This is a genomic window from Mesorhizobium sp. WSM4808 (assembly GCF_055811675.1).
In genome coordinates this window covers 229704-242433 of record NZ_JBVVQX010000007.1, presented here as the reverse complement: position 1 = coordinate 242433, position 12730 = coordinate 229704, and the positions used below count along the sequence as shown (strand labels likewise).

Sequence of the window (12730 nt, the reverse complement as noted above, 5' to 3'; positions counted from 1 at the left end):
CTGACTCCTCTCCCCTCGGGGAGAGGTCGGATTGCCCCGAATTGCTGTTGCAATTCGGTTTTGGCAATCCGGGTGAGGGGGCTGTGCGGTCCAGGTAAAATTGCTCAGGAGCGACCGTCGCCATGGGTGACACGCCAGATGGTACCGTTGCCGTCCTCGGTGACGATCAGCGCGCCATCCATGGTCACCGCCACACCGACCGGCCGGCCCCAGACCTCGCCGTTGGAGACGAAGCCGGTGATGAAATCCTCATATTCGCCGGTCGGCTTGCCGTCCTTGAACAGCAATCGCACCACCTTGTAGCCGGTCCGGTTGCCGCGGTTCCATGAACCGTGCAGAGCGACGAAAGCATCGCCCTTGTATTTGGCCGGAAAGCTCTTCCCTTCGTAGAAGGCGATGTTGAGCGGAGCCGAATGCGCCTGCATCAGCACATCGGGAACGGTCGTTTTGCCGGCAAGATCGGGGCGCTCACCCTTGTGGCGCGGATCCTCATTGTCGCCAATATAGTACCAGGGCCAGCCATAGAAGGCGCCCTCCTTGACCACGGTCGCGTATTCGGGCGGCACATTGTCGCCAAGCGCATCGCGTTCGTTGACGACGCACCACAGCGCGCCGGTCGCCGGCTGCACGGTCATGCCCGAGCAGTTGCGCAGGCCGGTGGCAAGGATGCGGCCATTCTTGCCATCGGGATCGAAGGCCAGCACGCCGGCGCGGCCGTCCTCGGATCCCCATGTGGCGCCGAGCGGCTGCGATTTCGCCCAGGCGTCGAGGCCGCCCTTCGGTTCCTTGCCCATGCGCTCGGCCACATTCGATCCCGAGCCGACCGACAGATAAAGCGTCTTGCCATCCGGCGAGAAGGCGATGTCGCGGGTCCAGTGATGACTGGCAGGGATGTTGCCGACGATGGTTTCCGGATCGCCGGAGGCCTTCAGGTCGCCATTGCGGTAGGCAAAGCGCACGATGCTGTCGCTATTGGCGACATAGACCCATTGCGGGTCAGCGCCCGGCGGATAGAAGGCAATGCCATAGGGCCGTTTGAGATTGCCTGCAAAGATGCCGTCCTGTGTCGGCTTCGCCCTGCCTTCGGCGAGGCGATAGATGCGGACCTGATTGGCTTTGCTGTCGGCGACGAACAGGTCGCCATTCGGCGCGACGCGCACGACGCGTGGATTGTCGATGCCCGATACAACCAGCTCGGCCGAGAATCCCGGCGGCAGTTGCAGCTTCGCGTCTGCCGGCATGTCCGCGATGCCAGCGCTGTTAGAGGTCGATCTGTTGGCATAGGGCTTAGGCAGATCATCCGGTCTGATCAGGCGGCGTGTGCCCGGCTTGTCCGCTCGCCAGTCGCCGAAAGCGTCCGCGCCTTTCAGCGCCGGCTCGTCCGCCTGCTGGGCGAATGAAGCGGTCGAGAGAAACAGTGCGGCGGAAAGTGCGGGGCCGGCAAAACGCATCATTCGGTCCTCCAATGTTTGGGCGTGAAAACAGGAACGACCGGTTTCGTCGATCGTTCCACGGCACATGATGAGGTGGAGGAAGCTTCCGGTTTCCCGGTTCAGGTCCCGGCGGCGTAAAAATCGTCGTCGAGGCGTTTTTCCAACTCGACGAGATCGGCCGGCAGCGGCAGGCCCATGGCGCGCATTTCCTGCAGTTTTTCGCGCAACTGCTCCTGGATCTCGTGCTGGTCTTCCGGCTGGTTGACCATCTCCTCCAGCAGGAGGCTGATCCGGGCCTTGAATTCTTCGAGCGCCATCATCGTCTCCTCGGTTGGATCAGCTCAGCGCAGCATGCGTGAAATCAGCTGCGCCGTATAGTCGACCATTGGGACGATGCGCGCGTAGTTCAGCCGGGTCGGGCCGATGACGCCGAGCGCGCCGACGACGCGGGCATCCTTGTCGCGATATGGGGCGACGACCAGCGACGAGCCCGACAGCGAAAACAGCTTGTTTTCCGAGCCGATGAATATGCGCACGCCCGAGCCCTGCTCGGCGAGGTCAAGCAGCTGGATAAGCCCGTCCTGCGTCTCCATGTCCTCGAACAGATGCCGCAGCAGTTCGATGTCGGCCTGGGCGGTGACGTTTTCGAGCAGATTGGCGCGCCCGCGCACGATGAGCCGTGCCGGCAGGCCGCTATCGGCGCCAGCCCACACCGCCAGCCCCTTCTCGACCAGGTCCTGCGACAGCGTGTCGAGCGCGGCCCTGGTTTCTTCCTTGATGCGGGCGATCTCGATCCGCGCCTCGGCCAGCGTGCGGCCGCGTATATGGGCGTTGAGGAAATTCGAGGCCTCGTGCAGTTGCGAGACGGTGATGCCGGCGGGCAGCTCGACGACGCGGTTTTCGACGTCGCCATTCTGCGACACCAGCACCGCCAGCGCCTTGGTCGGTTCGAGCTGGATGAATTCGATGTGTTTCAGCGCCACCTCGTTCTTGGCGGCCAGCACCAGGCCGGCGCCGCGCGACATGCCCGACAGCATCTGGCTGGCCTCGGTCAGCATGTGTTCCAGCGTCGCGCCCGAGCCGGACGCCCGCACCTGTGCCTCGATCGCGCGGCGCTCCTCGTCGGAAAGGTCGCCAAGCTCCATGAAGGCGTCGACGAAGAAACGCAGGCCGGCCTGCGTCGGCAGCCGGCCGGCCGAAATGTGCGGCGCGTAGATCAGGCCGAGATGCTCGAGGTCGCTCATCACGTTGCGGATGGTCGCCGGCGACAGCGAGGACGGCAGGATGCGCGACAGGCTGCGCGAGCCCACGGGTTCGCCGTCCCTTAGATAGGAGTCGACGATACGCCGGAAGATGTCGCGCGAACGCATGTCGAGCGACTGGAGCGCGGGCGACTGCGAAGCGGGATCGACTGCCTTGGTCATACGGCCAAAAACCTCCGGCCCAAGGATACAGACTTACACTGCACCCGCGCAACCCGGTGTCTGTGTGAGATCACCGGGTGTCTTTGTGGGACCACCCGGTGTCTGTGTCAGATCGTCAGGCCATTTTCCTTTGCGCCACGCGTCCCATGCGGTTACAAGCCGGCCAAGATTCCGAAAAATGACAAGAAAGCAGCCTGAATGCGCCCTTCCAAACGCCAATTCGACGAAATGCGTGCCATCTCCTTCGAGCGCGGCGTCTCCAAGCATGCCGAAGGCTCATGCCTGGTGAAGTTCGGCGACACGCATGTCCTGTGCACGGCCAGCCTCGAGGAAAAAGTGCCGGGCTGGATGCGCAATTCCGGCAAGGGCTGGGTGACGGCCGAATACGGCATGCTGCCGCGCTCGACCGGCGAGCGCATGCGCCGCGAGGCTTCGGCCGGCAAGCAGGGCGGCCGCACGCTGGAAATCCAGCGGCTGATCGGCCGCTCCCTGCGCGCCGTGGTCGACCTGCAGGCGCTGGGCGAGCAGCAGATCACCGTCGACTGCGACGTCATCCAGGCCGATGGCGGCACCCGCACCGCATCGATCACCGGCGGCTGGGTGGCGCTGTATGACTGCCTGCGCTGGATGGAAGCGCGCCAGATGGCCAGCGTCGCCAAGGTGCTGAAAGACCACGTCGCGGCGATCTCCTGCGGCATCCATGACGGCCAGCCGGTCATCGACCTCGACTATGTCGAGGATTCCGCGGCCGGCACCGACGCCAATTTCGTCATGACCGGCAAGGGCGGCATCGTCGAGATCCAGGGCACCGCCGAGGGCGAGCCCTTTTCGGAAGAGCAGTTCGCGGATTTGATGGGTCTGGCCAAGAAGGGCATCCAGCGCTTGGTTAGTCTGCAGCAGATGGCGGTGGCTTAGGACTTAAATGCCGAGCTTGAACACCCCCCTCTGGCCTGCCGGCCATCTCCCCCTCAAGGGGGGAGATCGGATGCCATTTCGGTCTTCGCCAATCTCCGGCGTTGCAGGGTGCGCGACAATGCAGAAGCTGCTAATCTCCCCACCTGAGGGGGGTGAGGCGTGGTCCGCGAAGCGGACGGAAAGCCAATTGCTTGGCTTTCCGAACAACGAACGCCCAGAGCGGCAGCGAAGGGCCGGGGCCGGCAGGCCAGAGGGGGGCGCCTCGTGACACCCTCCGCGATCCTGGAATCGGCCCTCTACGTCACAGACCTGACCGCCGCGGAAACGTTCTTCACCGACATCCTCGGCCTCAATCTCCTAGGCAAGGTCGACGGCCGCCACCTCTTCTTCCGCTGCGGGCCGGGCGTGCTGCTCGTCTTCAATGCCGAGGCGACGAAAGTGCCGCCGGCGCCTGACGCCAGGCTGCCGGTGCCGCCGCATGGCGCGGTCGGCGAGGGCCATCTGTGCTTTGCTGCGACCGCCGATGAAATCGCCGGCTGGAAAGCCCATCTGGAGGCAAAGAAGATCGCCATCGAGAGCGAATTCGAGTGGCCGCAGGGCGGCCGTTCGATCTATATACGCGACCCCTCGGGCAATTCGATCGAATTTGCCGAGCCACGAATCTGGGGCCTTTGATGCATTCTCTCGATGGAAAGAAGATCGTCGTCGCCAGCCATAATGACGGCAAGCTGCGCGAATTCGCCGACCTGATGGGGCCGTTCGGCTTCGAAGCCAAGTCGGCCAAGGAGTATAGCCTGCCGGAGCCTGACGAGACCGGCACCACCTTCGAGGAGAACGCCTACATCAAGGCGCTCGCCGCCGCCAAGGCGACCGGCCTGCCGGCGCTGTCGGACGATTCCGGCCTATGCGTCGACGCGCTTGATGGCGCGCCCGGCGTCTACACCGCCAACTGGGCCGAAACCCCGGATGGCAGCAGAGATTTCGGCATGGCCATGCAACGCACCGAAGTGGCGTTGCAGGAAGTCGGCGCGGCCTTGCCGCAACAGCGCAAGGGACGCTTCGTCGCCGTCATCTGCCTGGCATTTCCCGACGGCGAGGCGGAATATTATCGCGGCGAGGCCGAAGGCACGCTGGTCTGGCCACCGCGTGGCGAGCTCGGCTTCGGCTACGATCCTGTGTTCCTGCCCGATGGCTTCGAAAAGACCTTCGGCGAGATGAGCGCTGAGGAAAAGCATGGCTGGAAGCCCGGCCAGCCGACGGCGCTGTCGCACCGCGCCCGTGCCTTCCAGAAATTCGCCAAGGCGAGATTGGGCTCGGCATGAGCATGGTGCTCGACCGGGCGCCCGGTTTCGGCGTCTATGTCCACTGGCCGTTCTGCGCGGCCAAATGCCCCTATTGCGACTTCAACAGCCATGTCCGCCACCACCCGGTCGACCAGGAGCGCTTTGCCGCCGCCTTCGAGGCCGAACTGGCGACGATGCGCGAGCGCACCGGGCCGCGCGAGGTGACCAGCGTTTTTCTCGGCGGCGGCACGCCGTCGCTGATGAAGCCGGAAACCGTGGCCAGGGTTCTGGACGCCGTGGCGAAGAACTGGACTGTGCCTGACGGCATCGAGGTGACGCTGGAGGCCAATCCGTCCTCGGTCGAGGCCGAACGCTTTCGCGGCTACCGGACGGCCGGCGTCAATCGCGTGTCGCTCGGCGTTCAGGCGCTGAATGACAAGGATTTGCGCTTCCTCGGCCGGCTGCACAATGTCGATGAGGCCCTGCACGCCATCGGCCTCGCGCGGGAAATATTCCCAAGGCTGTCCTTCGACCTCATCTACGCCCGCCCCGGTCAGACGCCGGAGGCCTGGGCATCGGAGCTGGAACAGGCGATCGGCCATGCCGCCGACCATCTGTCGCTCTACCAGCTGACCATTGAGGAAGGCACGCCCTTCCACGCCCTGCATGCGGCGAAGAAATTCATCATTCCCGACAATGACCACGCCGCCGACCTCTATGCGCTGACGCAGGAGATCACCACGGCGCACGGCTTGCCGGCTTACGAGATTTCCAACCACGCAAGGCCGGGCGCCGAGAGCCGGCACAACCTCACCTATTGGCGCTATGGCGAATATGTCGGCGTCGGGCCGGGCGCGCATGGCCGCTTCGTCGAGCATGGCCGCCGCACGGTGACGATCGCCGAGCGGATGCCGGAAACCTGGGCCAATCTGGTCGAGGCCAAAGGCCATGGCGTCACCGGCGGCGAAATCCTGACGCGTTCGGAAGAGGCCGACGAATTCCTGCTGATGGGCCTGCGGCTCGCCGAAGGCATCGACCTCTCCCGCTACGAGGCGTTCTCCGGACGCGGCCTGTCGAGCGCGCGGCTGTCGATGCTGCAGGGAGAGGGGCTGGTGGCGCCGATCGGCAATGCGCGCCTGCGCGCCACGGCCGCCGGCATGATCGTGCTTGACGCCGTGGTCGCCGATCTGGCGCGGTAGGCAGGTAGCTTTGCCTGCGCCAAGCTCCTCCCGCCTCGTCATCCACGGCCGGAGCGACGCGAAGCGGCGCGCAGACCCGAGGATCCATGCCGCGACGGCTGCTGCGGGGCGTCACGGTCCAGAATGGGCATGCCTGCTCTGCCACTTGTCCCGTTCAAACAATAGATTTCGTTGCCGGCGCATCTTCTCCACGCCAGCTTTCCAAATTCTGCACCGTAGCGAAATTCAGAAGTCACGGAATGGATCCTCGGGTCTTCGCGACGTCGCTTCGCTCCTGCTCCGCCCGTGGATGACGAAGGTGGGGAAGCCTCGTCCAATCTCCGAAGCTTAGGATTACACTTCTGAAGGCACGCGTTTCACGGTATCTCGGTTAAGAACATCCGCAAAGGCCACCGGCATGAACCTGACCGTATCCTCCTGGCAATTCTGGGCATTGCTCTCAGCTGCGTTCGCTGCCCTGACGGCGATCTTCGCCAAGGTTGGCATCGAGAACATCAATTCCGATTTCGCCACCTTCATCCGCACGGTCATCATCCTGATCGTGCTCGGTGCCATCCTGCTTGCCAGCGGCCAGTTCCAGTCGCCGGCCACGATCTCGGCAAAGACTTGGGCTTTCCTAGGCCTGTCCGGTCTGGCGACCGGCGCGTCATGGCTCTGCTACTTTCGGGCGCTCAAGATTGGCAATGCGGCGCAGGTGGCGCCGATCGACAAGCTAAGCGTCGTGCTTGTGGCGGTGTTTGGCGCGGCCTTTCTCGGCGAGCGGTTGTCCGGAGCGAATTGGCTTGGCGTCGCCCTTATCGCGGCGGGCGCGGTGCTGGTCGCCTATCGAGGCTAGTTGCGCGCCGTTACGGGCATTCTTTGTTTCAAGACGGGTGATGAAGATATCGAAGCGATTGGGCATCGTCCGGTCAGTGCTCCGTCGTGCTATCGGGTTTGTTGTCGGAAAGCCTGACGTTGGTCGGCAAAGCGCTCACGGCTCGCTCTTTGGCCAGGCTGTGCTCGGTCTTGGCAGATAGGCGCTTGTCCCTGGGCGCGGCACCGCGCTTGCGGCCGGCATAGTAGGGCTCGAAAGCGTCCTGTATCTTCAGGCTGTCCATCCTGTCCTCCTCCGGAATCAGGGGGCTAATCTGCCAACGCCGGTTTGGTTCCCCACTGTGGCAAAGGAAAGGCGAATTCCTTACATCGGCGTCAGCTTTTGCAAGCCCGCGTCAGCCGTGCCAAACAGGGCTGAATGGAGAAGTCATCGGTGACCGCAGAGACGAGCAAGCGCAGCTATGTGGTCGGGCAGACCGAGATCGTGGCACGGCCATTGGAGCCGGCGCTCTATCTGGTGGCGACGCCGATCGGCAATCTCGCCGACATCACGCTGCGCGCGTTGGAGACGCTGGCCGCCGCCGACATCGTTGCTTGCGAAGACACGCGGGTGTCGCGCGTGCTGCTCGACCGCTACGGCATTCGCCGCCGCACCACGGCCTATCATGAACACAATGCCGGCGAGGCCGGGCCGAAGCTGATATCGGCACTTCAGGCCGGGCAGAGCGTGGCGCTGATCTCCGATGCCGGCACGCCGCTGGTATCCGATCCCGGCTACCGGCTGGTCGGCGAGGCGCTCGACCACGGCATTCGCGTCGTGCCTATCCCCGGCCCGTCAGCGCCGCTGGCGGCCCTGACGGCATCCGGCCTGCCCTCCGATGCCTTCCTGTTCGCCGGCTTCCTGCCGGTCAAATCAGGGCAGCGGCTGACACGGCTGGAAGCACTGAAGGCCGTGCCGGCGACATTGATTTTCTTTGAATCGCCGCGCCGGCTGGCTGACTCCCTGGCTGGCATGGTCGAAGCGCTCGGCGGCGAGCGCAAGGCCGCTATCGGCAGGGAATTGACCAAGACTTTCGAGGAGATGCGAACCGGCACGCTGCAGGCACTGGCCGACCACTATGCCGCGGCCGATACGCCGAGAGGCGAAATCGTCGTCTGCGTCGGTCCGGCCGAGGCCAGGGTCGACGAGCCCGCCGACATCGACCGTCTGCTTCTGTCGCTTGCGGCCGAGATGCCGGCCTCAAAGGCGGCCGCGGAAGCCGCGAAGATGACCGGCGGCCAGAAACAGGCGCTCTATCGGCGATTGCTGGAGCTCAAGGATGCTTCTGGAGAAAGCGACAGTGGCTGAACGCCCGAGCGTCAGCCGCCAAAAGGCCTATCGGCGCGGCCATCGCGGTGAATGGCTGGCGGCGGCAGCCCTGATGATGAAGGGCTACCGGATCCTTGCGCGCCGTCACCGCACACGCTTCGGCGAGATCGACCTGATCGCGCGGCGCGGCGATCTGGTGCTGTTCGTCGAGGTCAAGGCGCGCCGCACGCTGATGGAAGCCATGGAGGCGATCGGTCACGAATCGGAGCGTCGCATAGAAGGCGCGGCCGACATCTGGCTGTCGCGCCAAGCGGACTACGGCAGATTGTCGATGCGCTTCGACATGGTCGCGGTGCTGCCCTGGCGCTGGCCGGTGCATGTCGAGAACGCGTTTTACGGGAGGAGTTAGTCCGTACAGACCCTTGTGCGAGGCGGCCCCCTCATCCGGCCGCTTCGCGGCCACCTTCTCCCCGTTGGGGAGAAGAGACTAGTGCCGGCGCCGACAGGCTCCTCTCCCCTCGGGGAGAGGTCGGATTGCCCCGAATTGCACTTGCAATTCGGCTGGCAATCCGGGTGAGGGGGAGCTCGCAACGATGCGCGTTCGCTAACCCCAGATCATCAACGCCAGCAGTCCGACACCGCCGACCACCAGCCGCCACCAGCCGAACAGCGCGTAGCCTTTGCGCGAGACGTAGTCGAGCAGGAAACGCACGACGATGAGCGCCGTGACAAAGGCGGCGACGAAGCCGACGGCGATGATCGGCAGGTCGGCACTGCTCAGCACGTTGCGGTTCTTGAACAGGTCGAAGGCGAAGGCGCCGACCATGGTCGGGATCGCAAGGAAGAAGGAAAATTCAGCGGCAGCGCGCTTATCGACGCCCAAAAGCAGGGCGCCGACGATGGTCGAGCCCGAACGCGATGTACCGGGAATGAGCGACAGGCACTGGAAAAGCCCGATCTGCAGGTAAAGCCGGGTCGGGAAGCGCTCGACATCGCGGTAGACCGGCTTGAGGTTCATGCGGTCCACCGCCAGCAGCACGACGCCGCCGATGATCAGCATGATGCAGATCAGCCTCGGCGATTCGAACAGCACCGTCTTGATGAAATCATGCGCCAGCGCGCCGATGATCGCCGCCGGCAGGAAGGCGATCAGGATGCCGATGGCGAAATGCCGCGTCAGCCGGTCATGCGGCAGTTCGAGCAGCATCTTCCACAGGCGGCGGAAATAGACGCTGAGGATCGCCAGGATGGCGCCGAGCTGGATTAGGATCTCGAAGGCCTTGCCGGTCGAATGGAAGCCGAGGAAATGACCGGCAAGCAGAATATGGCCGGTCGACGACACCGGGATGAACTCGGTCAACCCCTCCAGCAGGCCGAGCAGCAGGGCTTCGACGATGGTCTGGCTTTCCATGGCTACCTCGGCATTGGCGTGACGGCTGACAGAAGGGCTTGCTTGTCATGGCGTTGAAGTCCCCCTATAGGTCGCAACACCCTGACGGCCCGCTAACCGGGCGGCCAAGACTTACCGGTGCGCCCTGCGATTCGCCAGTGCGCTTTATCATCGCGGAACCATGCTGACGCTTTTCCACCATCCCATGTTCGCCACCTGTCGCTTCGTCCGCCTCGCATTCGGCGAGTATGGCGAGGAGCTGGCTTTGATCGAGGAAAAGCCGTGGACCCGGCGCAAGGAGTTCCTGGCGCTGAACCCGGCCGGAACGCTGCCGATCCTGCTGGCCGAAGGCGACGTGCCGATCGTCGGGGCGACGGTCATCGCCGAGTATCTCGATGAAACGCGCGGCGTGCTGAAGCGCGACAAGAGGCTGTTCGCCGAGGACCCGATGCAGCGCGCCGAAATCCGCCGGCTCATCGACTGGTATCTCAACAAGGCTGAAAGCGAAGTCACTCGCCATCTGGTGCGCGAGCGCGTGCTCAAGCCGGTCATGCCGGAAACGGCTGGCGGCGGCTCGCCCGATTCGGGCGCGATCCGTGCCGCGCGCGCCAACATCCGCCAGCACATGAAATACACCAACTGGCTGGCCGGCACCCGCCATTGGCTGGCCGGTTCGAGGGTCACCTATGCCGATCTCGCGGCCGCGGCGACGCTGTCGGTGCTCGACTATCTCGGCGAGATCGACTGGCGCGAGCACAGCGCTGCACGCGAATGGTACACGCGGGTCAAGTCGCGGCCCTCCTTCCGGCCGCTTTTGACCGACCGGGTGCGCGGCCTGTCACCGGTGTCGCATTATGCGGACCTCGACTTCTGACGCCGCAAAACTGCGCGCGATGATCGACGCGGAGGCGCAGCGCGCCGGCTTCGATGCCGTTGCCGTCACCTCCCCCGATGCGATCCCGCTGGCGCCGGCGCGCCTGGCCGAATTCGTCGCCGATGGCTTTCATGGGTCGATGGACTGGATCGCCGAGACGCTGCAACGCCGCAGTGAACCAATGGCCCTCTGGCCGCAGGTGCGCTCGATCATCGTGCTGGCGATGAACTATGGCCCCGACCATGATCCGCGCGGGGTGCTGGCCAAGCGCGACTCCGGCGCGATCTCGGTCTATGCGCAAAACCGCGACTATCACGATGTGATGAAGGGGCGGCTGAAGGAGATCGCCGGCAAGATCGTGGCGCGCGCCGGGGGTGATGTGAAGGTGTTCGTCGACACCGCGCCGGTGATGGAAAAGCCGCTGGCCGAGGCCGCCGGGCTCGGCTGGCAAGGCAAGCACACCAATCTGGTCAGCCGTGAACACGGCTCCTGGCTGTTCCTCGGCACCATTTTCACCACCGCCGAACTCGTGCCCGACCGCGCCGAGATCGACCATTGCGGCTCCTGCCGTGCCTGCCTCGACGCGTGCCCGACCGATGCCTTTCCGGCGCCCTACCGGCTCGATGCGCGGCGCTGCATCTCCTATCTCACCATCGAGAACAAAGGGCCGATTCCGCACGAGTTCCGCGAAAAGATCGGCAACCGCATCTATGGCTGCGACGATTGTCTTGCCGCCTGCCCGTGGAACAAATTCGCCCGGGCAGCTTCCGAAGCAAAACTCGTCGCGCGCGATGATTTGCGCGAGCCGCCGCTCGCCGATCTTTTGGGTCTCGATGACGCGGCCTTCCGCGCTTTCTTCTCCGGTTCGCCGATAAAACGCATCGGCCGCGACCGGTTCATCCGCAACGTGCTGATCGCCGCCGGCAATTCCGGCGATGCCTCTCTTGCCGACACCGTGCGCGCCTTGCTGGACGATGCCTCGCCGCTGGTGCGGGGCGCGGCAATATGGGCGCTGGCGCGGCTGGTGCCCGATGCCGAATATTCAGAACGGACAGCCATCGGCCTGAAAACCGAAAGCGACGAAGCCGTGCGCGACGAATGGCGTCTGGCGCGGCCAACCAGGGCGAATGCATGAGCGAAAAGCAGATATTCATCTTCGGCGCCGGCTATTCCGGCAGGGCTTTTGCTCGGGCTAACAAAGGCGCCGCGACGATCTTCGGCACGACACGCTCGCCGAAAAAATTCGAGACGCTACGGCAGGCCGGTATCGCGCCGCTTCTGTTCGACGGCGCGATGACCGGCGAAATCGGCGATGCATTGGGAAAAACAACGCATCTGCTGATTTCGATTGCCCCGGAAGAGGCCGGCGATCCTGTGCTGAATGCCGCCCGCGCGGGAATCCTCACTCAAATGCCGGTGCTTGAATGGATCGGCTATCTCTCCACCGTCGGCGTCTACGGCAATTATGACGGCGCATGGGTCGATGAAACGGCGGAATGCCGGCCGGTGTCGAAGCGCTCGGTGATGCGGGTGGCCGCCGAACGAGACTGGCTGGAGCTGGGCCGCGAGATCGGTCGACCGGGGGCGATCCTGCGCCTGTCCGGCATTTACGGCCCCGGCCGCAACGCGCTGGTCAATCTGGAAAACGGCACTGCAAGGCGGCTGGTCAAGCCGGACCAGGTGTTCAACCGCATCCATTGCGACGACATTGCCGGCGCCCTGTGGCAGCTCATCGAAGGCAATACAGGCGGCATCTTCAACGTCACCGACGACCTGCCGGCGCCGCCGCAGGATGTCGTCGCCTATGCCGCTTCGCTAATGGGTATCGAACCGCCGCCCGAAATTCCCTTCGACGCCGCCCAACTTTCGCCCATGGCGCGGTCCTTCTATGGCGAGAACAAGCGTGTCGCCAACGCGGCGATCAAGGCGGCGGGTTATTCCCTGCGGTTTCCAGACTACCGCGCCGCCTTCGATCATATGTGGGCAAGCGGCGATTGGCGTGACGGCGAAGCGCGCAGCCCGATGAAGCGCTGACGATCGAAGCCGCGGGTGCGGCGTGCTATGATTCGGCCTTGGGATTGCGGTGGAGA

The 12730-nt window shown here is 64.4% G+C and carries 15 protein-coding genes; 10 read left to right on the top strand and 5 right to left on the bottom strand.

Annotated features, from left to right (window positions below; translation table 11 throughout):
- Positions 1–104 precede the first annotated feature (104 nt).
- From AC0L2U_RS15310 to hrcA, 3 genes are all read right to left on the bottom strand, one after another.
- Positions 105–1454 carry a PQQ-dependent sugar dehydrogenase gene (locus AC0L2U_RS15310; protein ID WP_473602137.1) on the bottom strand — a complete coding sequence of 450 codons (1350 nt, stop codon included), beginning with the start codon at positions 1452–1454 and terminating at the stop codon, positions 105–107.
- A 98-nt stretch (positions 1455–1552) separates the two neighbouring features.
- Positions 1553–1750, bottom strand: coding sequence for a hypothetical protein (locus AC0L2U_RS15305; protein ID WP_023814156.1), 198 nt, complete (start codon positions 1748–1750; stop codon positions 1553–1555).
- 24 nt (positions 1751–1774) lie between these two features.
- Positions 1775–2857, bottom strand: a complete 1083-nt coding sequence (gene hrcA / locus AC0L2U_RS15300; protein ID WP_023814157.1) for a heat-inducible transcriptional repressor HrcA — start codon at positions 2855–2857, stop codon at positions 1775–1777.
- Between the two features lie 198 nt (positions 2858–3055).
- Here hrcA and rph point away from each other — a divergent pair, with 198 nt between their 5' ends.
- From rph to AC0L2U_RS15275, 5 genes are all read left to right on the top strand, one after another.
- Positions 3056–3772, top strand: coding sequence for a ribonuclease PH (gene rph / locus AC0L2U_RS15295; RefSeq protein ID WP_127396273.1), 717 nt, complete (start codon positions 3056–3058; stop codon positions 3770–3772).
- Between the two features lie 264 nt (positions 3773–4036).
- Positions 4037–4447, top strand: coding sequence for a VOC family protein (locus AC0L2U_RS15290; RefSeq protein WP_128288965.1), 411 nt, complete (start codon positions 4037–4039; stop codon positions 4445–4447).
- Positions 4447–5094, top strand: a complete 648-nt coding sequence (gene rdgB / locus AC0L2U_RS15285) for an RdgB/HAM1 family non-canonical purine NTP pyrophosphatase (protein WP_473602136.1) — start codon at positions 4447–4449, stop codon at positions 5092–5094. Before AC0L2U_RS15290 ends, rdgB begins: the two co-directional genes overlap by 1 nt.
- Entirely contained in the window at positions 5091–6254 is a 1164-nt protein-coding gene (gene hemW, locus AC0L2U_RS15280; RefSeq protein WP_473602135.1) for a radical SAM family heme chaperone HemW, read from the top strand. Before rdgB ends, hemW begins: the two co-directional genes overlap by 4 nt.
- A 397-nt stretch (positions 6255–6651) precedes the next feature.
- Complete coding sequence (locus AC0L2U_RS15275; RefSeq protein ID WP_127269533.1) at positions 6652–7089, top strand: EamA family transporter; 438 nt, start codon at positions 6652–6654, stop codon at positions 7087–7089.
- A gap of 73 nt (positions 7090–7162) precedes the next feature.
- On the opposite strand, the gene AC0L2U_RS15270 is transcribed toward AC0L2U_RS15275, so the two are convergent.
- A complete protein-coding gene (locus tag AC0L2U_RS15270) occupies positions 7163–7351 on the bottom strand; it encodes a hypothetical protein (RefSeq protein ID WP_127269534.1) in 189 nt (62 codons plus the stop codon).
- 134 nt (positions 7352–7485) lie between these two features.
- On the opposite strand from AC0L2U_RS15270, the gene rsmI reads away from it, so the two are divergent.
- Positions 7486–8415 carry a 16S rRNA (cytidine(1402)-2'-O)-methyltransferase gene (rsmI, locus tag AC0L2U_RS15265; RefSeq protein WP_292680627.1) on the top strand — a complete coding sequence of 310 codons (930 nt, stop codon included), beginning with the start codon at positions 7486–7488 and terminating at the stop codon, positions 8413–8415.
- Positions 8408–8785 (top strand): YraN family protein, encoded by a 378-nt coding sequence (locus AC0L2U_RS15260; RefSeq protein ID WP_127269758.1) that lies wholly within the window; start codon positions 8408–8410, stop codon positions 8783–8785. Before rsmI ends, AC0L2U_RS15260 begins: the two co-directional genes overlap by 8 nt.
- A 195-nt stretch (positions 8786–8980) precedes the next feature.
- On the opposite strand, the gene AC0L2U_RS15255 is transcribed toward AC0L2U_RS15260, so the two are convergent.
- Positions 8981–9787: an undecaprenyl-diphosphate phosphatase gene (locus tag AC0L2U_RS15255; RefSeq protein WP_127808451.1), complete on the bottom strand. Its 807-nt coding sequence runs from the start codon at positions 9785–9787 to the stop codon at positions 8981–8983.
- A gap of 160 nt (positions 9788–9947) precedes the next feature.
- Between AC0L2U_RS15255 and AC0L2U_RS15250 the strand changes: the two genes are divergently transcribed.
- Genes AC0L2U_RS15250 through AC0L2U_RS15240 form a run of 3 tightly spaced genes read left to right on the top strand, consistent with a single transcriptional unit; the run spans position 9948 to position 12674 of the window.
- Positions 9948–10640, top strand: a complete 693-nt coding sequence (locus tag AC0L2U_RS15250) for a glutathione S-transferase family protein (RefSeq protein ID WP_027040261.1) — start codon at positions 9948–9950, stop codon at positions 10638–10640.
- Complete coding sequence (gene queG, locus AC0L2U_RS15245; RefSeq protein ID WP_473602134.1) at positions 10621–11775, top strand: tRNA epoxyqueuosine(34) reductase QueG; 1155 nt, start codon at positions 10621–10623, stop codon at positions 11773–11775. The genes AC0L2U_RS15250 and queG overlap by 20 nt, the downstream gene beginning before the upstream one ends.
- Positions 11772–12674, top strand: a complete 903-nt coding sequence (locus AC0L2U_RS15240; RefSeq protein ID WP_473602133.1) for an SDR family oxidoreductase — start codon at positions 11772–11774, stop codon at positions 12672–12674. The genes queG and AC0L2U_RS15240 overlap by 4 nt, the downstream gene beginning before the upstream one ends.
- Positions 12675–12730: the final 56 nt, after the last annotated feature.

Bases quoted from the DNA above. Each gene is read 5' to 3' on its own strand.
- AC0L2U_RS15310 (WP_473602137.1), bottom strand. From the start codon at position 1,454: ATGATGCGTTTTGCCGGCCCCGCACTTTCCGCCGCACTGTTTCTCTCG.
- AC0L2U_RS15305 (WP_023814156.1), bottom strand. From the start codon at position 1,750: ATGGCGCTCGAAGAATTCAAGGCCCGGATCAGCCTCCTGCTGGAGGAG.
- hrcA (WP_023814157.1), bottom strand. From the start codon at position 2,857: ATGACCAAGGCAGTCGATCCCGCTTCGCAGTCGCCCGCGCTCCAGTCG.
- rph (WP_127396273.1), top strand. From the start codon at position 3,056: ATGCGCCCTTCCAAACGCCAATTCGACGAAATGCGTGCCATCTCCTTC.
- rdgB (WP_473602136.1), top strand. From the start codon at position 4,447: ATGCATTCTCTCGATGGAAAGAAGATCGTCGTCGCCAGCCATAATGAC.
- hemW (WP_473602135.1), top strand. From the start codon at position 5,091: ATGAGCATGGTGCTCGACCGGGCGCCCGGTTTCGGCGTCTATGTCCAC.
- AC0L2U_RS15275 (WP_127269533.1), top strand. From the start codon at position 6,652: ATGAACCTGACCGTATCCTCCTGGCAATTCTGGGCATTGCTCTCAGCT.
- AC0L2U_RS15270 (WP_127269534.1), bottom strand. From the start codon at position 7,351: ATGGACAGCCTGAAGATACAGGACGCTTTCGAGCCCTACTATGCCGGC.
- rsmI (WP_292680627.1), top strand. From the start codon at position 7,486: ATGGAGAAGTCATCGGTGACCGCAGAGACGAGCAAGCGCAGCTATGTG.
- AC0L2U_RS15255 (WP_127808451.1), bottom strand. From the start codon at position 9,787: ATGGAAAGCCAGACCATCGTCGAAGCCCTGCTGCTCGGCCTGCTGGAG.
- AC0L2U_RS15250 (WP_027040261.1), top strand. From the start codon at position 9,948: ATGCTGACGCTTTTCCACCATCCCATGTTCGCCACCTGTCGCTTCGTC.
- queG (WP_473602134.1), top strand. From the start codon at position 10,621: ATGCGGACCTCGACTTCTGACGCCGCAAAACTGCGCGCGATGATCGAC.
- AC0L2U_RS15240 (WP_473602133.1), top strand. From the start codon at position 11,772: ATGAGCGAAAAGCAGATATTCATCTTCGGCGCCGGCTATTCCGGCAGG.